The organism is Vagococcus carniphilus, assembly GCF_014397115.1.
Taxonomy (GTDB): Bacteria; Bacillota; Bacilli; order Lactobacillales; family Vagococcaceae; genus Vagococcus; species Vagococcus carniphilus.
On the sequence record NZ_CP060720.1, the window covers coordinates 1,967,042 to 1,988,264 of the forward strand.

Here is a 21,223-nt window from a genome sequence, read left to right on the forward strand (position 1 = left end):
AATCAAAAGAAGAGAAGATATTGACCTTTTTGCCAACAGCTTCTCTTCTTATTAATAATTAATTAGTCGTTCTTTGACTCTTTCATAAGAGCCATTTCCCTCTTCAATAGAACGTTTTACTCTTGAAATGATTGCGGTACTCGCTTGAGTTTTTGCTTCGATCTCTTGATATGTACTTCCCTCTAGTAACATATTAGCAACAACGTGCCTTGTCACAAAAACCTTCATTTCTTTTAATGTCATCAAATCATCAAAAAAGGCGTAACACTCATCTATATCCTCTAACGCTAAAATAGAATCAAAAAACTCTTTTGTGTCCCCTTTTGATAAACGATCAATTCTCATAATTTTTTCCCCCTTGTTTTTCATTCGGCTTAATGAAAAAACTAAAAATTATTGTTACTAATGGAAGTGTGTAGCAAAATATAGCATAAGGTAGATACTGAATTGTTGGTACTCCTAATGCACTAGAAATAAATACAGCACTTACTCCCCACGGTATCAGCGGATTTGTTGTACTTCCGGCATCACATAAAGTACGTGATAAGTAAGCAGGTGAAATAGATTGTTTTGTAAAACTATTTTTAAAAGCTTCTCCAGGGAGTATGATTGATAAATACTGTTCTCCAATTAATACGTTTACCACAATTGCAACTAATGACGTAATACCTATTAATTTAGATGGTGTATTTAGCAGCTCTTCCATTTTCTTGAGTATTATATCAATAACACCTGTCTTTATCAATAATCCTCCTAAAGTTAAAGCAAGTAAGATTAATGAAATAGACCACATCATACTCTGAATACCTCCTCTTGATAGTAGCTTGTCAATTAATTCGTTTCCCGTATTAGAAACATAACCATCTTGAATCCAACTACCTATTTCAGCTATTGAGGCACTCTTTCCAAAACAATTTTGTAACATAATTGAAAAAATAAGATTAAAGAAAATAGTTGGTATTGCCGGCACTTTCTTCCATGCACAAAAAAACAAAAGTCCGATTGGAAGAAGCATTATGGGTGAAATCATAAAATTTTCCTTCAAACCAGTCGTAAGAATCTCCATTTCTGAGAGTTTCGAACCTCCACTTCCGCTTCGACTCGCGAAAGTAAAATAGATAAAAGAAATAACAGCTGCTGGTAAAACTGTTTTTAACTCCATTTTCAAGTGAGTAAAAATATCAATGTTAGCAGTCGCTGCTGATAAATTGGCAGTATCTGATAAAGGTGAGATAACATTTCCTAAAAAAGCGCCAGATACAATAGCTCCTGTTGTGATTGCTAAATCAAATCCCATCATTTGCCCCATTCCGATAAAGGCAACACCAATTGTGGAAATAGTTGTAAACGAACTCCCTACTGCCGCTCCAACAATTCCGCAAATGAAAAAGATAGCTACTAAAAAAAACTTAGGTGATAAAAATGAGAATCCATAAACCATAATCGTTGGAATCGTTCCTGAAGCTATCCAAATACTTATTAAAGACCCAATTAAAATAAAAAGAATAATCGGTATTAATCCAGGAGTAATACCAGAAATAATCCCTTCATTTAAATCACTCCAGGACATTTTTTTATAAATCATAAAAAGAATTAATACAAAAATAGCACCTAAAATGCCTACATGTGCTGGTAACTTGTAACCAATAATACTTATCCCTATAAGTAACAAAATACTTACTATCAAGAACACTGCTTCTTTAAACGTGACTGCTTTTTTCATAGATTACCCCTTTTAATCCATTTTTTTCAAAAACCGGTAAAAACCAATGCAGATAGTTCATACATTGGTTTTCACCCATTATTTAATTATGCTTTATAGATTGATTCTAGCTTGCTTTGAATAGCTGTTTTAATTTTTTCAGAATACTCAGCAAATACTTTTTCATCGTAAGCGTATGGTGACATAGCTGAAGCTCTTAAAATAGTCACTTTTTCTTCTTTTTCCCATTCTTCAATCGAAAAACCTAAACTTTGAACAAATGCTAAAGGACTATTACCATAATCTGGCACAGCAAAATCAGTATGTGATGTGATAAATTCGTTATGATAAGTACCACCTTTAGCATATGAAGCGTAACTATAGAACTCTTCATTCAATTCGTTCATTTTAGCTAAATCAGTATTTCCTTTTTCATTGAATACGTAATCTACCATGTTGAAATCAGGACGAGTTAACGCATGCATTTCAATAATTTTATCTTCAACTTTAAACTCTAAACCATCAATAAAATTGTAGAATCTAAATGCTCCCTCAATACTTGCACCAATTAATTTCCCAAATCCAGTCACATTAAGAGGTAAAGTACGATGTGCTGCCCATACAGCTGCAGCAGTTGCTCCTGCTTTAGATCCTTCTAAGATATAAGCACCTAGTAATGCTGGAATGTCTGCTCCTTTTTTGAAAACATAAGTGGCAAAATAAGAAATCATATCGCGCATTCTAACATCTTTAATAACAACGCCACCTGCAGAATAAGGAACATAACCCATTTTATGTGGATCAATTGTGACAGACTCACAATCTTCAATTGCTTTAAAAGAGTTATAAACTTCTTTTGTTAACCAATGATTTTCGCCTTGGAAGATATTGTATTCAGCATAAACGTCATTAATTTTTTCAAATGGAATAAATTCATCATTTTCATCTAAGAAAATAGAACGACCATATCCTCCGTAAGCCGCATCAACGTGGATATAGAAATAAATGCCTTCTTTAGCTAATTTTTCACGTAAAGCAACAATTTCATCAACACGGTCGATTTGACCTTCTTCGGTAGAACCTACCACTGCTACTACCCCTAATGTTGGAATTCCTTCTTTAGCTAAACCGCGAATTGTTTCTTCTAATTTTTCAACATCCATACGGTATTCATTGTCTACATCAGCAGCTACTACTTGATCTAAACCAACACCAATAATATCGGCAGATTTTAACCAAGAATAATGTTTCGTTTGTGGAACAATCCATTTTCCTAATTTTTCAAGGTTTTTACCACTTCTAGCAGTTCTTTCTTTGATTTCATCATATTTATCTTGATGTTGATCTAGGATATCTAAAACTTCTTCCACTGACATATTTAGTAATTCCCAATCAGTTTTACCAGCTACTTCCTCTGGTACGATTTCTTTAATCGCAAGTGGAGCTGATTTAAAGTTACGTGCATACCAAATACCTTCTAAGTTAGCAATAGAGCCATCACAAGCAATATGTCCCCAACCATTTTTATAACTCATTAAAGTAGCAAAATCTAAGCCAACTTCTTCTTCCATTTTTGATGTTGCTGGAGATGATTCATAGGCTACATTGTTACCATTCCAAAGCATTGCTGCGTTGTATGCAATAATAGAAGGCATTAATGTTTCTGAATTCATATGTCCCCAGAAACGACCTGCTGAATGCCAAGGAAGTGAGTCAGTTCTTAAACGAGAACTTAACACATTAAAAACTTGCTCCATATTATTAACAGTGTGTTGGAAAGATTCTTCTGATCTGTCGTGAGGCGTGATAACTGGTAAATCTTGAGCCATGTAGTTTTGTCTCCAACCTACATGCTCATCTACCATACGGTTCATAATTCGTTTATAGATATCTACGTTTTCGCCCTTGTCTCCTAAAAATAAAGCTTTTAAATTTGTATCTGTTGGATCGATTATTTTTTTATCTATCATGCTTGTTTTCCCCTTTTAATTCTTATTTCTTCTTCCATGAATCTTTTTTATTTTTATATATCAGTAAAGCTACTCCTACCATAATTAGAGTTGCTACTGTTTGGTAAATCACATAAATAACTCGTTGACTTTCTCCAACTGAAGCTGGTGGGATTAGACTTACTGCAATTGTTAATACCACACTAAGGATGGCAATTCCTGAAACAAACCACATTAATCCATTTCCTTTTGCACCTAATCTAAATGGTCTTGTAATATCAGGCATTTTGTAACGTAATTTAATAGCTGAAATTGAAATTAATAAGTAGACAACACAATAAAGAATAGTTGTTGTAATAGTTATAATTAGAAAAGCCGCACTGACATCTGGAATAACAGCGTATAACAATGACACAATTGAAATAACAACTGCTTGTGTTAAAACAATATTAATTGGAATACCTTGTTTGTTACGTTTTTGGAAAAACGGTGGGAGATTTCCTTCATCAGCAACTTTTACCATAGATTTACTTGGTCCTAAAACCCATGCACTTAATTGAACCAAAACACCAATTAAAATCATTAAAGAAATGATATTATTAAAAATAGCTGGAACACCTAAATCTTCTGTCATTATGACAAAGGGTTGAGTGATATTAGCTAAATTCATTTCTCCTGCTGGAACCGAGTTAGCAACTGTTAAACCAGCTACTAAATTAAAAACAACTAAAATCAAAACTGATACAATAACAGCAATCGGATAATTCTTTTTAGGATTATCAATGTTGTTTGCGTGAACAGATGAAATTTCGACACCTGCAAAAATAAAAATAATACCTGTTAAAGTTGGTAAACTACCTAAATCACTTAAATCTGGCAACAATTTATCCACTGAAAAATCTGCTAAGTAACCAGCTGGATTAATGCCATTTTTTACTGTATAAGCAATTCCTAAAACAACTAATGCAATAAAAGGTATATAAACACCAATTACAGCACCCCAATCTCCTGCGATTTTTACCATGTCAAATTTTAAATTTAAAATAGTAATTACCCAGTAAGATATTAAAATCATAGCTAGTATAAATAAACTATTTTCACCAAGTTCTGGTTTATTAATCACATAACCTAAAAGCACGCCCACAGTTGAAGCAACCATTACCATGCCAAAAAACATTTGAACCCATAGTAACCATGAGGTAACAAACCCCCATTTTTCACCTAAAGCATTTTTTACCCAAACTTGCGGACCGCCTTCTTCAGGCCATGCTGTAGATAACTCAGCAGACATTAATGCAATCGGTAACGCAAACGCACAAGCTGCAATCAACATATAAAATATTTGTGTCCAACCTGTTGAAGCTAATGTTGGAACACTTCTTACTGTTCCAAAAAAAGCCATGGTAATTCCTATTAATCCGACTAAAGATAATTTCTTACTTCCTTGACTCACTTGTTTTCCCTTCTTCCCTTTAATGCACATACTTTCACTAAATCTTGTCATTATCATTAGGCCTAATTAATAACAAAAAAATTCATCGCGAAAAGATTTAACGCTGATAAGTATAGGAGTCATGAAGATTACTTTCATTAAAAAAATAAGATTTCTATGAGAAGAAAATGAGAAAAAAGAATAGATTGATACACGCTTTTTCGCGTTAAAGCTTGAAATCGATACCCTGTTAAATAGATGATTTTGATTGATTTTTCAACATTTTTTCATAATTTTTCACAAATAACTTGTTTTAAACATTAAGCTATATTAGAGAACTTTCATTTTTTACTCATCATTTTTTATTAATTTCTTTTAAAAATAATTTGACAAAAAATTGTTTTTGTTTTAGCATGAAAAGTATCAAAAGAGAAACACTTGATAACATTGAACGAAGTAGTTGATTATCCCTGTTTATAGAGAGTCAAAGGTTGCTGGAATTTGACACAAATAATCAAGCGAATTACATTCAATTAGCCTTTTTTTCAAGCGGTTAGTTACCGATACAGAACTTTAAGAGGTGTCTTATTTAATGACACAATTTGGGTGGTACCACGGAAATGATTATTTCGTCCCTATAGAGCATACGTCTCTATAGGGACTTTTTTTATATAAAAAGAAAGGGTGTTTTAACGATGACAACAAATATTATTGATGAATTAATGTGGCGTGATGCAGTAAATCAACAAACAGATGCAGAAGGTTTACGTGAATATGTAGAAAAAAATAAAATCTCATTATACTGTGGGGTAGATCCTACAGGTGATAGTATGCATATTGGACATTTAATTCCTTTTATGATGCTAAAAAGATTCCAAGCATTCGGACATCATCCATACATAGTAATCGGTGGAGCTACTGGTACAATTGGAGACCCTAGTGGACGTACAAGTGAACGTCAACTACAAACAATGGAGCAAGTACAACACAATGTGGATTGCTTAACTAATCAAATGAAACATTTATTTTTTGATGAAAAAAATGAACAACAATTAAGTATGGTCAATAACTACGACTGGACAAAAGATCTTTCTTTACTTGATTTTTTACGTGATTACGGTAAAAACTTCAATATTAATACAATGCTTGCTAAAGATATTGTTTCTAGTCGTCTTGAAACAGGTATTTCATTTACTGAATTCACTTACCAAATACTACAATCAATGGATTACCTACATCTTTTCCGTCACCATGATGTTCGTTTACAAATTGGTGGAGCAGATCAATGGGGAAATATTACAGCTGGACTTGATTTAATTCGTAAAAAAGAAGGCGCTGAAGCACAAGCATTTGGTCTTACTATTCCACTAATGTTAAAATCTGATGGAACTAAGTTTGGTAAAACAGCCGGTGGAGCTATCTGGTTAGATCCAGAAAAAACATCACCATACGAATTCTACCAATTCTGGTTAAACCAAGATGATCGTGATGTTATCAAATACTTAAAATTCTTTACTTTCTTAACCCAAGAAGAAATTCAAGCGTTAGAAGAAAAAGTTGCTACTGAACCACATAAAAGAGAAGCTCAAAAAACACTAGCACGTGAAATGACAATCTTCGTTCACAGTGAAGAAGCATTAAAAGATGCGTTAACTATTACAGACGCACTTTTCTCTGGTGACGTTAAACAATTAACAGCTCACCAAATTGAAGATGGCTTTAAAAATATGCCGACAGAAACAATTGGTAAAGAAACTAAAAACATTGTTGATTGGTTAGTTGATACAAAAATTGAACCATCAAAACGTCAAGCTCGTGAAGATGTAACAAATGGGGCTATCTCTATCAATGGTGATAAAATCACTGATACATCTGTTGATATTACTTCTGATCTATCTATTGATGATAAATTTATTATTGTTAGAAAAGGTAAGAAAAAATATACTTTAATTAAATTAGCCTAATAAAAATAGACCTCTGATAAAGTGTAATCACTTTAATCAGAGGCCTATTTTGTTGTCATCTATTTAATTTTTAAAATTTTTTTACTAAAGATAAAAAAGACAGTCATAATACCGTTTAAACTTGCCATCATCAATAAACTAAATGAAGATATTTCAAATAGTGTTGAACAAATTAAGCTATAACTTAAAATGAATAAAAAACCTAACCAACCAATCACATCTAAAAATTCATGTTTTTCTAATTTTCCATTTGTTTGAAGTAAAAATAATCCCATAATAATTAACGCAATAAACTGTGTTAATAAAATACTTTCTAGCATTTTACCACCCCTTCTTACTCTAATTATCATTATAAACTATTCTAATTTTAACGACATCCGTCAGAAGTCTGATATTTTTTTGTCTTTTCATTTTAGTCTTGATATACTGATTTCAATGAATAAAAAAGGAGGTAACTATGTCTAAAAAGAAATGGTCTTTATTTTATCTTAGAAGAAGTGGTAATAAATTTGTTAATACTCATTTATCAACCATTCAAATTATATTCTCTTATTATGTTCTAATGACTTTGGTATCTTTCGTTTTATTGAGCCTTCCTTTTTTTCACCGAGATAATGTGACTGTTTCGATGTTTGATATGCTTTTTATGGCTATTAGTACAGTTAGTGTAACTGGTTTGAGTACTTTTAATATCAACGAGGTATTTAATGAACGAGGCGTTATTTTACTTGAAATTCTTTTTCAAATAGGTGGTTTAGGAATTATGATGTTTTCAACCTTTTTCTTTATCCTCTCCAGAAAAAGAATCTCACTCAAAAGACGTCAACTTATTATGACAGATATGAACCAACCTAGATTAAGCGGTAGTGTTAAATTAATCAAAAATACGGTTTATACTCTATTAATCATTCAATTTATTTTTGGGATTATTTTTTCTCTAAGATTTTATTTTTCAGGCCATCATCCAACAATCGGAGAAGCAACTTTCCAAGGATTCTATCAATCAATTTCTGCTGTAACTAACTCAGGTTTTGATGTCACAGGCTCCTCTGCTACTCCCTATGCAACAGATTACTTATTTATTTCTATTTTAATAATCTTAATTATGATAGGAGGAATTGGTTTTCCAGTTATTATGGAAATCAAAGAATGGCTACTTTACCGAAGAGGAAAAAATGATTTACCCTTTCGCTTTTCATTATTTAGTAAATTAGCTATTAGTATTTATTTAATTCTATTTGTTTTTGGGACACTTTCAATTTATCTTTTAGAAAGAAACCATTTATTCTCGAGTATGCCTGAAAGTCAAAAATGGATGACTTCCATGTTTTACTCAACAACAACAAGAAATGCTGGTCTTCAAATGCATGACTTAAGCTCTTTTCAAACACCTACGCTACTTCTCTTTTCAATGCTTATGTTCATTGGTTGTAGCCCAAGCTCAGTTGGTGGTGGGGTTCGAACAACTACCATCGCTATTCTAGGTCTTTATATGCTTTCTTTTGTTAAAGGGGAAGAAAATGTTACTATTTTCAGCCGTAGAATCCAAGATAGAGACATAAAAAAAGCTGTTGTTGTTTTTAACTTATCTATTGCCATGTGCTTCTTAGCCGTTTTACTTCTATCCATTACAGAGGATCAACCCATGATTGCAATCATTCTTGAAGTTGCATCAGCTTTTGGGACTACCGGTCTATCTTTAGGCATCACTGATGATTTAACAGCAATTGGAAAAGTTATTATTGCTATTTTAATGTTTATCGGTCGAATTGGTATGCTTTATACATTAATGGTCTTTGTTCCAAAAGAACGACAAGATCACGGCTACTTATTTCCAAGTGAAAAAATTATTATTGGTTAAATTAAAAAGCATGAGGAAAATTTTCCTTCATGCTTTTTTGTTTAAATAAAATGAACTTTTTCTATTACTTCTATTTTAGGATCTAGTGACTGCATTACGGGGCAATGTTTACCAATTAGTTTTAACCCACGTTCAGCTCTTCCTTGATCTTTTTCTAAAACTGATAAGTAAAAATTAATTTCAATCGACTTAACAGGCTCACTTTTAATAGCCTCGTCTCTTTCATAATTAATTTCAACATCTTTAAAAGTATAATCAATGCGAGAACTATCTAAAATACTTTGGAATACATAAGCACCACACGCGCCAACTGCTGCAACTAGACTTTGCACTGGAGAATACCCCTCCTCACGAAGCATTACCCAGTTTCCTGTATCTAAAGGTAACTCCATTCCCTTAGTCCCTTGTACTAATTTAATTTTATCCATTGTCATCACACTTTCTCCTTTAAAACAAAATGACCAGCAGTAACTTCAACCCATTCTGTTTGATTTGATGTATCAATTTCTTTAATTAAGTTAACTTCCTTTTCTGCTTGAGCTTTTCTAGCAAGTTTAGGATCTGCAATTGGAATTGCTTGGAGCAATCTTTTGGTGTATTCATGTTGAGGATTTTCAAAAATAGTTTCTGATGGTCCCATCTCAACAATTCTACCTAAATACATAACAGCAATTCGGTCAGAAATATAACGAACCATTGATAGATCATGAGAAATAAATAAATAAGTAAGTTTTAATTCTTTTTGTAACTCAATTAATAAATTAATTACCTGAGCCTGAATGGAAACATCTAAAGCTGAAATAGGTTCATCACATAGAATAAAAGAAGGATTAACAACAACTGCTCTTGCAATTCCTATTCTTTGTCTTTGACCACCACTAAATTCTTTAGGATATTTTTGAAACATTTCTTCTGTGAATCCAACTTTTTTTAGGATTGCCTCAGCTTTTAAAAGCGCTTCTTTCTTCTCAAATTGTAATAATAATGGTTCTAATACTTGCTCTAATGCTGTCATTCTCGGATTTAATGAGGAATAAGGATCTTGAAAAATAATTTGCATTCTTTGAAGCATTTTTCTTTTTTCATCTTTTGATACATCTGAAAAAGATTGACCATCAAAAATAATATTTCCCTCATCAATTGTTTCAAGTTGTAAAATACTACGCCCAAGCGTTGTTTTACCACTACCGGATTCACCAACTAACCCTAATGTTTCTCCTTCATTAATTGTTAAAGAGACATTATCAATTGCCTTAACCACAGTCTTTACTTGACCAAAATTATTTTTAACAGGAAAATAACGTTTAATATTTTCTACTTTTACTAATTCTCTAGTCATTTTTCTCACCTCTTTGTTTCAACAGACGATGAGTTTCAGTTAGAGAAACCATTTCTGCTTTTTCTCTTTCTTCACTTGTTTCGTTATATCCCGTCAGAGAATACAATTCTTTTTTCTTGTCACCAGTAGGAATGGCTTTAAGTAATTCCTTTGTATAAGGATGAGCAGGATGATAAAACACTTCATCAATCAATCCTTCTTCTACAATCTTACCATCATACATAACACGAATACTTTGACACATACCAGCGACAATCCCAAAATCATGGGTAACCAAAATAACAGATAGCTCTTCTTCTTTCTGAAGTTCACGAATCAAATCTAAAATTTGAGCTTGTATCGTTACATCAAGAGCTGTAGTTGGCTCATCAGCAATTAATAATTGCGGTTTAGCTAATAATGCCATTGCGATCATTACTCTTTGTCTCATACCTCCCGAAAGCTCATGGGGATATTGTTTCATTCTTTTTTCTGGTAAAGTAATACCGACTTTTTCTAGTTCATCTATTGCTAGTTTTTGAGCTTCTTGTTTTGATTTTTTTTGAAAGCGTTGAACAACCTCAATCAAATGATAGCCAATTGTTCTGAGTGGATTAAGAGATGTCATTGGATCTTGAAAAATCATGGCTGCAGAAATTCTTTCTTTGCCATCTTTTTTATTGCCATCAAACATAAATGACGTGTAATCAACTTCAGCGTTAGGTGGTAAGATATTCATTACACTCTTCATTGTCATACTTTTTCCACTACCAGATTCACCAACAATACCGACAATCTCACCTTTTGGAATTTTCAAATCAATATTTCTGATAATTGGTGTGTTAGGTTTATTTTTTTGTTTCATTGAAACAGTTAAATTATTAATTTCTAAAATATTATCTACCATTTTCTATCCCTCCACACTGGTTAATTCTCTTAAATAGTTTCCTAAACCATTGAAAGAATAGACCGTAATAATGATAAATAGCCCTGGTAAAATAGCCATGTAAGGAGCATTTTGAAGACTTGCTTGCGCATTTTGAAGCAAACTTCCCCATGATGCTGTTGGAGGTTGAATCCCTACTCCCAGAAAACTTAAAGCAGATTCTGTCATAATAGCAGAAGAGATACTTCCTGTTGCTGCTACTATTAAAGTTGGTAAAACTGCTGGGAAAATGTGTTTCATAATAATCTTTTCATGTTTTTCACCGATAAATTTAGCATAAACAACATATTCTCTTTGTCTTACTGATAATGTTTCAGCTCGAATAAGCCTTGCTATATTCATCCAAGAAAAACAACCAATAACTAAAATAATCGTTACTAGGCCTGGTTTTAAAAGAACACTTAATACAATAACTAAAACAAGCCAAGGAATAGAAGATAAAATATCAACCAATCTCATAAATAAGCTATCGATCCATCCACCAAAGTAACCAGAAACAATTCCCACAATTGTCCCAATTAGAGTAGATGCAAGCATCGCTAAGATACCTACTAAAAGAGAAATTCTACCTCCATAAATGACACGTATAAAATAATCTCTACCAACTTCATCTGTTCCAAAAATATGAGACATACTTGGTGGTGAAGACATCTGTGTGACATCCGTACTATTTGGATCAATTGGTAAAATAGGTGCTAATAAAGCTAGTAATGAAAGTACACTTAAAAAGATAATAGGAAACCAATATTGTTTATTTGTTTTTAATAAGTGAAGCCATTTTTTTTCATTCATTAGTTATCCCCCTGACTAATTCGAGGATCAACAACTGTATAAAGGATATCTGATAACAAGTTACCTAGAATCACTAGAGTAGCAGATAAAAGCATCACTGCCATAATAACTGGAAAATCTAAGGCTTTTGTTGCAGTCATTAAATAAGGTCCAATTCCTGGCCATCCAAAGACACTCTCAGTGATAATAGCTCCTGTTACTAACATTGGTAGAGCAAGACCAATTTGAGTAACAATTGGTAGTAACACATTTTTACTTACGTGTTTAAAGAATATTTCTCTTTTAGTTGCCCCAAAAGACTGTTGCACCATCACATAATCTTCGGATAATTGAAGAAAAGTTGACGAACGAACATATCTTGTTAAATCTGGGAAAAAAGCAACGGTTAAAACAAGGTAAGGCATAATAAAGTGTTGTAAGAAATCTACAAATGAATCCTCTTTTCCAACTGTATGCATTCCTATAATCGGTAATAAATCTAGTTTATAGCCTAAGAAGTAAATTAATAACATAGCAAACCAGAATGTTGGCATCGAAATACCAATTGAACAGATACTATCAATTAATTTATCAACAAATTTACCTTTATTAGCACCAGCGACTAAACCTAAAATAATAGCAATTACTAAAGCTGTCACATAGGCTGGTAGAACTAATTTTATTGTATTAGGTATACGTATCAATAATTCTTGGCCTATGCTTTGTTGGTTAACTAAAGAATTGCCAAAATCTCCTGATAGTATTTGTTTTAACCACATCATGTACTGAACTAAAAATGGTTGATCTAGTCCATGTTTTTGTCTTAATATTTCCACAGCTTCTTTTGACATATTAGGTGTCGTAATCGAGTCAATCGCATCATAAGGTGCAATTTGTATTAACGAAAAGACAATAAATGAGACGATTAAAAGTAGTGGAATAACTTGTAAAACTCTTTTAATAATATATTTAAGCATCTCTATCCATCCTTTGTTTTATCTATTTTTCATCATTTACAAAAAAACTTCGCGCAAAATTTAATTTGATCGCGAAGTTTTTCCAGTTATTTGATCGATAATTTAGATAAATCTTCAAATGTATAGATTGGAATTAACCCTGCTTTGTCTACATTTTCTACGTGTTTATTAGCAGCAAGTACTTTCTTACTATCAACAATTGGATAAAAGACAGCATCTTCTGAAATTTGTTTTTGAAGATCAGCATAAATATCTTTACGTTTAGCTTCATCTAACTCAACAGCACCGTCATTAAATAATTTGTCTGTTGCTTCACTTTGGTAGTGGAAGTAATTAGAAGAGCCTGCTGATTTAAATAATGAAGAATATAAATCAGGGTCATTTCCCATGATATATCCACCCATAAACAAATCATACTTGGTTGTTTCTGGTTTTTGCATTTCAGCAAAAATTGCTGTTCCATCTCCACCAGCTAATTCAAGTGTGATACCTGCTTTTTGCAATTGTTGTTGCATTAGAGTCGCTTGAACAGTTTGCACTGGATCATCAGAAGAAAAGGCAATATTTAATTTCAATTTATCTGCGCCAGCTTCTTTTAATAATGATTTTGATTTTTCAACGTCTGTGTCATATTTTTCTACTTTATCAGTTGAAAATGGATTATTCGGAGGTAAAATTGAATAAACATTTTCGTAGTATTTATCTGATAAATAGCCAGCTTTATTCAATTCATCTTTATTTAAAGCATAAAAAACAGCTTGGCGTACTTTTTGATCTTTTAATTTTTCAGAGTTATTATTAACACCCATATAACCTACTCTATTTTCAGAGTATTCGTAAGTTGTAATATCTGCTTTTTTAATATCTTCTATATTATTAGGTAAAATGTAAGAAGCATCTACTTCACCTTTTTGAAGAGCTACTTTTGTTGTATCAGCATTAGCAATAATACGTAAAGTAACTTTATCAATATTAGGTTTTCCACCGTAATAGGTGTCATTTGCTTCAAACTGTAAATATTCACCACGTTTATATTCTTTTAATTTATATGGTCCTGTACCGACTGCTTTTGCTTTTAATTCATTCGCTGAAAAATCTTTTTCATCTTTAAAAACATGCTCTGGAATAATATAAGTTTCTGTTGCAATATTATTTAGAGCTGCAGCACTAACTGATGGTAAGTTGAATTTAACCGTTGTTTCATCTACTTTTTCAACTTCTACTGGTTTATCACCAATCCATAAACTATCAGCATTACCATTTTCTTTTTTAACTTTTTGTTCGTAAGTAAAGACCACATCATCAGCAGTTAACTTTTCTCCATCTGACCATGTTATGTTATCTTTTAACTTAACAGTCACAGATTTTCCGTCATCAGCAGGTGTTACTTCTTTTGCTAATTCCATTTTCTGTGTGCCATCCCCCTCAATTCGAACAAGAGGTGAATAAATCATGTTGGTTGTTGTTAACCCCCATCTGTCGCTTACATTAATCGGATTAAGGGATGTTGGATCCCCATTAATCGCATAAGTAAACGTGTCCTTATCTTTTTTTTCCTTTGGTGCTTCTGTCTTATTAGACCCACAAGCTGTTAATGTTACCCCAACGACAGCTGTCAATCCGAAAAGCCATTTTTTGTCCATCAAATCTCTCCTTATTTAATGATTAATTGATTTAAAGGATCTTTTAACCACTTTATTTGTAACGGTTTTAAGTATATCTAAAGGAAGAAAATACGTCAATCATTTGTTCTTATTGGAAGTTAGTAACTATTTGTTTAAATATCTATTTAGATTTAAACAACTCGCTTTACTTTTTTGAATCAAATTAAATATAATATGGTATTATAAATGAGTCGATGTTTTTACAAGGAGGAAATAGCATGAGTTTACGCAGTAGTTTTGCAACAACTGTTGGAAAAACGAGCCGTTGGTTTTTACAAACATTTTTTAAAGGTGGCAGTAGTTTGCCAGGAAAAATTGCCCTAGCAATTGATCCGAATGTCTTAGATCAACTCGCAAAGGACTACCATATTATTGTCATAACAGGAACTAATGGAAAAACACTAACCACTGCTCTAACTGTTAATGTTTTAAAACAAGAGTTTGGAGAAGTATTAACTAATACAACAGGAGCTAACATGCTTCAAGGAATTGTTTCTACTTTTCTTTCTGGTAAAAAGAATAAAAATGGAAAAAACTTTGCTGTTTTAGAAATTGATGAAGCAAGTCTAAGTAAAGTAACCGAGTTTTTAACACCAGAATTATTTGTCTTTACTAATATTTTTAGAGACCAAATGGACCGTTATGGTGAAATATATACGACTTATAAATTAATTGTGGACGGTGCAAAAAAAGCACCTCAAGCAACTATTTTAATGAACGGTGATCTCCCTATCTTTAATTCTGTTGAAACAGTTAATCCTAGAAAATATTATGGTTTCAATCATCAGCTAGATGAGGAAATATCTGCCCATTACAACACTGATGGTGTTTTATGCCCTCATTGTCATCATATATTGAAATACAAAATGATTACTTATAGCAATTTAGGAAAGTATTATTGTCCTCATTGTAATTTTAAAAGACCAGATTTAGATTATCAGTTAACTGAAATTAAAGAAACAACTAACACTTCTGCTAAATTTAAAATCGATGAAGATGACTATTCTATTGAAGTTGGAGGACTTTATAACGTTTATAACGCTCTTGCTGCTACATCAGTTGCTGAGTATTACAACATCTCTCCTGAAAAAATCAGAAAAGGTTTAGCTTATGACGAAAAAGTGTTTGGTCGTCAAGAAATCATTGATATTAACGGAAAGAAATGTACTTTAATGCTCGTTAAAAACCCAGTTGGTTTAAACCAGGTTATCGATACAATGAAGATGTCTCCATTTAACTTTTCTTTAGTTGCCCTTTTAAACGCTAATTACGCAGATGGAATCGACGTTAGCTGGATTTGGGACAGTCAATTAGAAGAATTAGCTGAGATGGATATTCCAAAAGTTATTTCCGGCGGTGAACGTAAAGATGATATGACTTTACGTTTAAAAGTAGCTGGAATTAATGAGGATATTTTAACTGAAGTAAATGAGCTGAAACAAGTAATCGAAGAAATCAAATCTGCTCCAACTGAGCATGTTTACATTTTAGCAACTTACACAGCCGTTTTAAATTTAAGAAAAGAATTAACGCAACAAGGTTTTATTAAGGAGGCAAATTAATCATGACAACTTACAACTTAAAAGTTTGCCATCTTTATGGAAATTTATTAAATACGTATGGTGATAACGGAAATTTATTAATCTTAGAATATTACGCTAAACAATTGGGTATTAACTTTATAACTGAAATCGTTAGTATCCACGAAGAATTAGAGGCTGATAATTATGACCTTATCTTTATTGGTGGTGGACAAGATTATGAACAAGTTATCGTTTCAAAAGACATTCAAACAAAGAAACAACAATTAACTGACTATATTGAATCAGACGGTGTTATGTTAGCGATTTGTGGCGGTTTTCAACTTCTTGGTGAATATTATATTGGAGCAAATGGCGAAAAAATCCAAGGTATTCATGCTCTTCCTCATTATACCTTAAGCCAAGATAATAATCGTTTTATCGGAGATGTTGAAATTGTCAATGAAGAGTTTGGCGAAACCTATTATGGGTTTGAAAATCACAATGGTATCACCTTTTTAGGTGAAAATGAAAAACCTTTAGGTATTGTAAAAAACGGATTTGGTAATAATGGCAAAGACAAAGGTGAAGGTGTTCTATACAAAAATGTCATTGGCTCTTATTTCCATGGCCCATTACTTTCTAAAAATAAAAATTTGGCCTTAAGAATCATCAACATGATTACAGAAAAAAAATACAATAAACAATTTGATTTATCTGATTTAAATTAATAAAAAAGTTGGCACACAAAAAATAGCTTTGTGTGCCTTTTTTTTGGTTGATTTTGATCATTTTCCAAAAAAAATTAGAACATCATGTTATTTAAGTGTATAATGAGATTAATGAGAAATATCTCATTATAAATGAATAGGAGGATGCTCAATGAAAATAGGAATACCAAAAGAAATAAAAAACAATGAAAATCGTGTGGCGCTTACTCCACCATTCGTTAAAAGTTTAATCGATAACAAACACCAAGTCATCGTTGAAACAAACGCTGGTTTTGGCTCAGGTTATCCCGATGAAGAATATTTAGAAAATGGTGCTACTATCGTTCAAAGCGCCAAAGAAGCTTGGGATGTGGATATGGTTCTAAAAGTGAAAGAACCTTTAGAATCTGAGTATCAATTCTTCAAAGAGGATTTAATACTATTCACGTACTTACACCTAGCTCCTGCTGTTAATCTTACAAATGCTTTATTAGAAAAAAAAGTGGCATCTATCGCCTATGAATCAGTTCGCTTAAAAGATGGAAGTCTTCCACTTCTTACACCTATGTCAGAAATTGCTGGACGTATGGCCGCTCAAATTGGTTCTTACTTCCTTCAAAGCACTAAAGGTGGTTCAGGTACTCTTTTATCTGCTGTTCCAGGTGTTGCTAAAGGAAAGATCACTATTATTGGTGGTGGGGTAGCTGGATACAATGCTGCTAAAATAGCCGTTGGTTTAGGGGCAAATGTCAGAATTTTAGATGTTAATCAACAACGCTTAAGACAATTAGAAGATATTTTTGGTAATTCAATTGAAACACTAGTTTCAAATACATATAACATTGAAGAATCAGTTAGAATGGCCGATTTACTTGTAGGTGCTGTTCTTATTCCAGGTAGAAAAGCACCAACGCTTGTTACTGAAGAAATGGTAAAAACGATGAAACCTGGATCTGTTATTGTTGATATTGCAATTGATCAAGGTGGTATTTTTGAAACCACTGATAAAACAACCAGCCATGATGACCCTACTTATACTAAACATGGAGTAGTTCATTATGCCGTACCAAACATGCCTGGTGCTGTTTCTAGAACATCTACATTAGCATTAACGAACAATACTTTGCCTTATATTCTTGAATTAGCTAATAAAGGTTTTATTGAAGCTGTTAAAGAAAATGAAGCACTGTCTCATGGTGTTAATACAGTAAATGGTCACTTGACTATTAAAGAAGTTGCTGTTGATCAAGATAAAACATTCACACCATTATTCGATTTAATCTAGTTAAACAAAAAAAGGCTAATCCAATCAAAAATGATTGGATTAGCCTTTTTATTATTATCTGTTTTTAGTTCCAGGTTCTGAAGCAATAATTCTTAACTGTCCTTCTAAACGACATTTTTTAACATCTGATGTCAAAATAAAATGCTGTCCTTTTTTAATTTCAGTCGCTTCTTTGTCATCATTCAAATAAATATATCCAAAACCATCTAATACACTAATTAGAGTATAAGGAGCTGTTCTTTTCGTTGTAATAATGCCTGAAATTTCCCAGTCATAAACATTAAAATAATCAGATTCAACAAAAGTTGTCATACTAGATTCGCCTTCATTAATTTGCTTCACATTTAAAATAGGATCAATATGAGGAACAGTTGTCACATCAAGTGATTGTTTAATGTGTAATTCTCTCAAATTACCTGAATCATCTTTTCGATCATAATCATAAACACGATAAGTAGTATCACTACTTTGTTGTGTTTCTAAAATCATAATTCCTTTACCAATAGCATGAATTGTACCGCTTGGAACAAAGAAGAAATCGCCTTTTTTAACAGGAACTCTTCTTAATAAATGTTTCCAGTCACCTTTATTTATCATTTTTTCTAATTCTTCTTTGGTTTTTGCATGGTGTCCATAAATTATTTCAGCACCAGGTTCAGCACTAATTACATACCAACATTCTGTTTTGCCTAGTTCACCTTCATGTTCTTTGCCATACAAATCATCTGGATGAACTTGAACAGATAAATCATCTGCAGCATCTAAAATTTTAGTTAATAATGGAAAAACTTCTTCTTTAGGATGTCCAAAAAGTTCAGGATGTTTTTTCCATAATTCATCTAATTTTTCACCTTTATAAGGGCCATTTTCAATAGTACATACACCATGAGGATGCGCACTAATTGCCCAACACTCACCAATGTTATCTTTTTCTAATGGATATCCAAACTCTGTTTTTAATTTTGAGCCACCCCAAATTTTTTCTTGAAATACTGGCTGTAAAAATAATGGTTCTAACATAAAAAAATCCACCCCTATTTGTTGTTTGTATCATTATAACATTCTTTTATCGCTTCGTCGTTTCATTCAAGTAGATTTCAATTAAATGATTTCTTAATTCAATATATTCTTCTCTATTATCGGTTGGATGAACTCGATTTGATAAAAAAATAAATGCTTCTTGTTTTTTTAAATCAATCATAATAAATGTGCCTGTATAACCGGTATGATATAGTAAATTATTTTGATTTGTTTCAATAAGATCCCAACCAAGTGATCTAGCTTTTGAATTTCCATTCGTGTAGTCTTGCTCTAAACTTAAAATGGTTTTTTCATTTAAAAAAACATCATGAGCTACTTTTCCTTTGTTTAACATCATTTGAGTAAACTTAATCGTATCATCCAATGTACTAAATAACCCCGCACTCCCACAGTGTTCTTTTAAAACAAAAGCTTTCGGATCATGTACCTCTCCTTTGATAAGACCTCTTGTAGTAGTCAATTCTGTTGGTGCTGCTCTTTCTTTGTCAAAGCCAGTAAAAAAACTATCTGTCATTTTTAAAGGCGTTAAAACTTCCTTTTGAAATACGTCATGAAGATTTTTTTCATATATCTTTTCAATTAAAAATCCTAATAAAATCGTTCCCGTATCTGTATACTTCACACTACTTCCTCTAGTTTCATCTGAGTGTAATTTTAAGATAGCTTGTTTTAGGTCTTTTTTATTCAAGTCATTTCGATTTTTAATATAAGGATTAATTCCTGATGTATGAGTTAACAAATGTCTTATCGTTACTTGTTTATCTTTAAATTCAGGTAAGTAATAATTAAGTGGTTGATCAATGGAAAGTTTATTTGATTCAATCAGTTTTAACATAATAGTATTTGTACAAATCATTTTAGTCAAAGATGCCATATCATAAAGAGTTGATTCATCTATCTCTTCTACTTTAGGTATCTGCTGTTTCACACCAATTTTTCCTTTTACAATTTCTTTAGATGTTAAGAAAGCATAAGAGATTCCAGGTATTTTTTTTTGGTTAACTAATTGTTCCATATAACAAATCGTCTGTTCAAACATCTTCTATATCTCCTATTATTTATCACATTTTTATTCTAACATATTCTTATAATATTGAAAAAAATAGAAGCAATGTGCTTTAATTTGAACACAATTACCTCTACTTTTTTCATTTCATTATTTTTTTAAAACCATAAACCAAAGCTGGATTCCATTTGGATCATTAACACCAATAATTTTTTTCCCTTTATTAAAGTAAAATTCAATCTCCAACGATTCTAATTGTTCTTTTAACTCTAATAAAGCTTCAAATGCTGCTACATCAAATGTAATATGGTCAACTCCCAAATCAGTTTCTCTAGCAAACGATTTTTGAGAAGCTGGTGTCCATTCATTTAAAGCAATTTGATGATGATAATCATTAACTGTTAAGAAATGAGTTTTCGCAAAGTCATCATCCTTTATCGAAAATCCTAATCCATCCACATAAAACTTAAAGCTTTCATTTAAATCAAGGACAGATAAATGTACGTGCCCTACTTTTGTATCCTCTGGAATCGTTGAATAAGTTCCTTTTACACGACACAACATTTTTTGAATATCTAAATCTTTAGTAACACCATTTATTTTTCCTTCAAGAAGTGGCCATTCTTCCTTTGGTTTATCCCAACTAAATTCCAATCTGTTTCCTTCTGGATCATTGATGTAAACTGACTCTGAATAACCATGATCACTTTTTCCCTCAATCGGATAATTAAGTATAATAAGATGTTTTAAAAATAATGCTAAATTTTCTCTTGTTGGAAGGACAAATGTCATATGGTACAATCCTGTACGCGTATTTGAATCCTCTATTCCTTCCGGTGTTGCAATCAAACCAACCAATTTTTTTCGCTTGCTTCCAATCCCCATAATAGCCATGTCGTTTTCTTCGTTGATTAAATTCAACCCTACAACGTGTCGATAAAATTCCACCATTCTATCAAAATCTCTTACTTTCAGCGCGACAGATGCCAGTTTAGTTTTTGGGTCTAACGAAAAGCTTCCCATACAGTTAATTCCTCCTAATATATTATCCGATCTTTTTCATTAATAAATCGTTCG

The 21,223-nt window shown here is 32.2% G+C and carries 19 protein-coding genes and 1 other annotated feature; of the genes, 5 read left to right on the top strand and 14 right to left on the bottom strand.

Translation table 11 applies throughout. The features are described from left to right. Window positions 1–51: 51 nt before the first annotated feature. The 4 genes from H9L18_RS09720 to tyrP all read right to left on the bottom strand — a co-directional run bounded on the left by H9L18_RS09720 (window position 52) and on the right by tyrP (window position 5,134). A complete protein-coding gene (locus H9L18_RS09720; protein ID WP_126795331.1) occupies window positions 52–345 on the bottom strand; it encodes a YerC/YecD family TrpR-related protein in 294 nt (97 codons plus the stop codon). Then, window positions 335–1,723 carry a Na+/H+ antiporter NhaC gene (nhaC, locus tag H9L18_RS09725; protein ID WP_126795329.1) on the bottom strand — a complete coding sequence of 463 codons (1,389 nt, stop codon included), beginning with the start codon at window positions 1,721–1,723 and terminating at the stop codon, window positions 335–337. The genes H9L18_RS09720 and nhaC overlap by 11 nt, the downstream gene beginning before the upstream one ends. Window positions 1,724–1,809: 86 nt before the next feature. Next, the gene (tdc, locus tag H9L18_RS09730; protein ID WP_126795327.1) at window positions 1,810–3,672 is read right to left on the bottom strand and encodes a tyrosine decarboxylase; all 1,863 of its coding nucleotides are present in this window, start codon (window positions 3,670–3,672) and stop codon (window positions 1,810–1,812) included. A 22-nt stretch (window positions 3,673–3,694) separates the two neighbouring features. Beyond that, on the bottom strand, window positions 3,695–5,134 hold the full coding sequence (gene tyrP / locus H9L18_RS09735; protein WP_126795352.1) for a tyrosine-tyramine antiporter: 1,440 nt from the start codon (window positions 5,132–5,134) through the stop codon (window positions 3,695–3,697). A gap of 389 nt (window positions 5,135–5,523) precedes the next feature. After that, window positions 5,524–5,723 (top strand) — a binding site (T-box leader). Window positions 5,724–5,778: 55 nt separating this feature from the next. Between tyrP and tyrS the strand changes: the two genes are divergently transcribed. Next, window positions 5,779–7,047 (top strand): tyrosine--tRNA ligase, encoded by a 1,269-nt coding sequence (gene tyrS / locus H9L18_RS09740; protein WP_126795325.1) that lies wholly within the window; start codon window positions 5,779–5,781, stop codon window positions 7,045–7,047. A 59-nt stretch (window positions 7,048–7,106) separates the two neighbouring features. Here tyrS and H9L18_RS09745 read toward each other — a convergent pair whose 3' ends face one another. Then, on the bottom strand, window positions 7,107–7,367 hold the full coding sequence (locus tag H9L18_RS09745) for a hypothetical protein (RefSeq protein ID WP_126795323.1): 261 nt from the start codon (window positions 7,365–7,367) through the stop codon (window positions 7,107–7,109). A gap of 137 nt (window positions 7,368–7,504) precedes the next feature. Between H9L18_RS09745 and H9L18_RS09750 the strand changes: the two genes are divergently transcribed. Then, a complete protein-coding gene (locus H9L18_RS09750; RefSeq protein ID WP_126795321.1) occupies window positions 7,505–8,908 on the top strand; it encodes a TrkH family potassium uptake protein in 1,404 nt (467 codons plus the stop codon). Window positions 8,909–8,949: 41 nt separating this feature from the next. On the opposite strand, the gene H9L18_RS09755 is transcribed toward H9L18_RS09750, so the two are convergent. The 6 genes from H9L18_RS09755 to H9L18_RS09780 all read right to left on the bottom strand — a co-directional run bounded on the left by H9L18_RS09755 (window position 8,950) and on the right by H9L18_RS09780 (window position 14,563). Then, window positions 8,950–9,342 carry an OsmC family protein gene (locus H9L18_RS09755; protein ID WP_126795319.1) on the bottom strand — a complete coding sequence of 131 codons (393 nt, stop codon included), beginning with the start codon at window positions 9,340–9,342 and terminating at the stop codon, window positions 8,950–8,952. After that, a complete protein-coding gene (locus tag H9L18_RS09760; RefSeq protein WP_126795317.1) occupies window positions 9,342–10,247 on the bottom strand; it encodes an ABC transporter ATP-binding protein in 906 nt (301 codons plus the stop codon). The genes H9L18_RS09755 and H9L18_RS09760 overlap by 1 nt, the downstream gene beginning before the upstream one ends. Beyond that, entirely contained in the window at window positions 10,240–11,133 is an 894-nt protein-coding gene (locus tag H9L18_RS09765) for an ABC transporter ATP-binding protein (RefSeq protein WP_126795315.1), read from the bottom strand. The genes H9L18_RS09760 and H9L18_RS09765 overlap by 8 nt, the downstream gene beginning before the upstream one ends. Before the next feature lie 3 nt (window positions 11,134–11,136). After that, window positions 11,137–11,964 carry an ABC transporter permease gene (locus H9L18_RS09770; protein WP_126795313.1) on the bottom strand — a complete coding sequence of 276 codons (828 nt, stop codon included), beginning with the start codon at window positions 11,962–11,964 and terminating at the stop codon, window positions 11,137–11,139. Continuing rightward, complete coding sequence (locus H9L18_RS09775; protein ID WP_126795311.1) at window positions 11,964–12,920, bottom strand: ABC transporter permease; 957 nt, start codon at window positions 12,918–12,920, stop codon at window positions 11,964–11,966. The genes H9L18_RS09770 and H9L18_RS09775 overlap by 1 nt, the downstream gene beginning before the upstream one ends. A gap of 86 nt (window positions 12,921–13,006) precedes the next feature. After that, entirely contained in the window at window positions 13,007–14,563 is a 1,557-nt protein-coding gene (locus H9L18_RS09780; protein WP_126795309.1) for an ABC transporter substrate-binding protein, read from the bottom strand. A 239-nt stretch (window positions 14,564–14,802) separates the two neighbouring features. On the opposite strand from H9L18_RS09780, the gene H9L18_RS09785 reads away from it, so the two are divergent. The 3 genes from H9L18_RS09785 to ald all read left to right on the top strand — a co-directional run bounded on the left by H9L18_RS09785 (window position 14,803) and on the right by ald (window position 18,099). Further along, a complete protein-coding gene (locus H9L18_RS09785) occupies window positions 14,803–16,146 on the top strand; it encodes a Mur ligase family protein (protein ID WP_126795307.1) in 1,344 nt (447 codons plus the stop codon). Between the two features lie 2 nt (window positions 16,147–16,148). Further along, the gene (locus H9L18_RS09790; RefSeq protein WP_126795305.1) at window positions 16,149–16,835 is read left to right on the top strand and encodes a type 1 glutamine amidotransferase; all 687 of its coding nucleotides are present in this window, start codon (window positions 16,149–16,151) and stop codon (window positions 16,833–16,835) included. Window positions 16,836–16,986: 151 nt separating this feature from the next. Next, the gene (gene ald, locus H9L18_RS09795; protein ID WP_126795303.1) at window positions 16,987–18,099 is read left to right on the top strand and encodes an alanine dehydrogenase; all 1,113 of its coding nucleotides are present in this window, start codon (window positions 16,987–16,989) and stop codon (window positions 18,097–18,099) included. Window positions 18,100–18,153: 54 nt separating this feature from the next. Here the strand turns inward: ald and manA are convergent, their stop codons facing one another. The 3 genes from manA to H9L18_RS09810 all read right to left on the bottom strand — a co-directional run bounded on the left by manA (window position 18,154) and on the right by H9L18_RS09810 (window position 21,169). Continuing rightward, window positions 18,154–19,119 (bottom strand): mannose-6-phosphate isomerase, class I, encoded by a 966-nt coding sequence (manA, locus tag H9L18_RS09800; RefSeq protein ID WP_126795301.1) that lies wholly within the window; start codon window positions 19,117–19,119, stop codon window positions 18,154–18,156. 46 nt (window positions 19,120–19,165) lie between these two features. Then, the gene (locus H9L18_RS09805; protein ID WP_126795299.1) at window positions 19,166–20,179 is read right to left on the bottom strand and encodes a serine hydrolase domain-containing protein; all 1,014 of its coding nucleotides are present in this window, start codon (window positions 20,177–20,179) and stop codon (window positions 19,166–19,168) included. A 117-nt stretch (window positions 20,180–20,296) separates the two neighbouring features. Continuing rightward, complete coding sequence (locus H9L18_RS09810) at window positions 20,297–21,169, bottom strand: VOC family protein (RefSeq protein ID WP_126795297.1); 873 nt, start codon at window positions 21,167–21,169, stop codon at window positions 20,297–20,299. Window positions 21,170–21,223 lie beyond the last annotated feature (54 nt).

What these genes read in the sequence shown, in the direction of transcription:
- H9L18_RS09720 (WP_126795331.1), bottom strand. Translation starts at nt 345, where the DNA reads ATGAGAATTGATCGTTTATCAAAAGGGGACACAAAAGAGTTTTTTGAT.
- nhaC (WP_126795329.1), bottom strand. Translation starts at nt 1,723, where the DNA reads ATGAAAAAAGCAGTCACGTTTAAAGAAGCAGTGTTCTTGATAGTAAGT.
- tdc (WP_126795327.1), bottom strand. Translation starts at nt 3,672, where the DNA reads ATGATAGATAAAAAAATAATCGATCCAACAGATACAAATTTAAAAGCT.
- tyrP (WP_126795352.1), bottom strand. Translation starts at nt 5,134, where the DNA reads ATGTGCATTAAAGGGAAGAAGGGAAAACAAGTGAGTCAAGGAAGTAAG.
- tyrS (WP_126795325.1), top strand. Translation starts at nt 5,779, where the DNA reads ATGACAACAAATATTATTGATGAATTAATGTGGCGTGATGCAGTAAAT.
- H9L18_RS09745 (WP_126795323.1), bottom strand. Translation starts at nt 7,367, where the DNA reads ATGCTAGAAAGTATTTTATTAACACAGTTTATTGCGTTAATTATTATG.
- H9L18_RS09750 (WP_126795321.1), top strand. Translation starts at nt 7,505, where the DNA reads ATGTCTAAAAAGAAATGGTCTTTATTTTATCTTAGAAGAAGTGGTAAT.
- H9L18_RS09755 (WP_126795319.1), bottom strand. Translation starts at nt 9,342, where the DNA reads ATGACAATGGATAAAATTAAATTAGTACAAGGGACTAAGGGAATGGAG.
- H9L18_RS09760 (WP_126795317.1), bottom strand. Translation starts at nt 10,247, where the DNA reads ATGACTAGAGAATTAGTAAAAGTAGAAAATATTAAACGTTATTTTCCT.
- H9L18_RS09765 (WP_126795315.1), bottom strand. Translation starts at nt 11,133, where the DNA reads ATGGTAGATAATATTTTAGAAATTAATAATTTAACTGTTTCAATGAAA.
- H9L18_RS09770 (WP_126795313.1), bottom strand. Translation starts at nt 11,964, where the DNA reads ATGAATGAAAAAAAATGGCTTCACTTATTAAAAACAAATAAACAATAT.
- H9L18_RS09775 (WP_126795311.1), bottom strand. Translation starts at nt 12,920, where the DNA reads ATGCTTAAATATATTATTAAAAGAGTTTTACAAGTTATTCCACTACTT.
- H9L18_RS09780 (WP_126795309.1), bottom strand. Translation starts at nt 14,563, where the DNA reads ATGGACAAAAAATGGCTTTTCGGATTGACAGCTGTCGTTGGGGTAACA.
- H9L18_RS09785 (WP_126795307.1), top strand. Translation starts at nt 14,803, where the DNA reads ATGAGTTTACGCAGTAGTTTTGCAACAACTGTTGGAAAAACGAGCCGT.
- H9L18_RS09790 (WP_126795305.1), top strand. Translation starts at nt 16,149, where the DNA reads ATGACAACTTACAACTTAAAAGTTTGCCATCTTTATGGAAATTTATTA.
- ald (WP_126795303.1), top strand. Translation starts at nt 16,987, where the DNA reads ATGAAAATAGGAATACCAAAAGAAATAAAAAACAATGAAAATCGTGTG.
- manA (WP_126795301.1), bottom strand. Translation starts at nt 19,119, where the DNA reads ATGTTAGAACCATTATTTTTACAGCCAGTATTTCAAGAAAAAATTTGG.
- H9L18_RS09805 (WP_126795299.1), bottom strand. Translation starts at nt 20,179, where the DNA reads ATGTTTGAACAGACGATTTGTTATATGGAACAATTAGTTAACCAAAAA.
- H9L18_RS09810 (WP_126795297.1), bottom strand. Translation starts at nt 21,169, where the DNA reads ATGGGAAGCTTTTCGTTAGACCCAAAAACTAAACTGGCATCTGTCGCG.